The sequence below is a fragment of the Bartonella sp. CR127HXZ genome, from assembly GCF_042194555.1.
Lineage (GTDB): Bacteria > Pseudomonadota > Alphaproteobacteria > Rhizobiales > Rhizobiaceae > Bartonella > Bartonella grahamii.
On record NZ_JBHIMZ010000105.1, the window covers coordinates 1 to 502 of the forward strand.

Annotated in this window: 1 protein-coding gene and 1 pseudogene; both read right to left on the minus strand. The window is 50.6% G+C overall.

Translation table 11 applies throughout. From position 1 onward, the window contains the following. Window positions 1-320, minus strand: a 320-nt coding sequence (locus tag ACFIKY_RS09380; RefSeq protein WP_375661772.1) for a hypothetical protein, incomplete at its 3' end; no start/stop codon positions are given. Beyond that, window positions 317-502, minus strand: a pseudogene (locus ACFIKY_RS09385) (chromosome partitioning protein); the annotation flags it as partial. The pseudogene ACFIKY_RS09385 and the gene ACFIKY_RS09380, both read right to left, overlap by 4 nt.

A 502-nucleotide genomic window follows, 5' to 3' on the forward strand; every position in this document is an offset into this window, starting at 1 on the left:
TCACTCACCACCTCATCCCAGAGCCAAAATGCCTCTGTCGCCCGCACAAATGCCTTAAACCGTGGCAGGGAAATATCCACCTGCTTACTTTCTGCCACATAAGCATCCAAACTGGCCTTACTTAAACACCCAATCCCTAAATAATGCGCCATACGCTCCGCAATCACACTGCGCTCATGCCGGCATTCACGCAAAGCCCTAGCCATGGCACGCTTAATGCGTGAGCGAAACCGCCCTAAATCAATCTGCGCAACGGGTTCACGACAGGGAAAAACCGGCTTTTGGAAAAAATCAAGCTGTTGGGAACCACGCGTCTTCATGCCTGCTCCTCCCCTTGTTCTCTTGCAAGATAATCACAAAACCGCGCCTTTGTCTGCGCATCTGCTCTCTGCCAAACACCCAATAACTGAGCAAAAATCCGTTCCTGTTCATTAATTTGCGGAGGCGTATTAACCCCATTGACCAAATCAACAGCCCGCCGTAAATCCCCCTCAACCTGTTG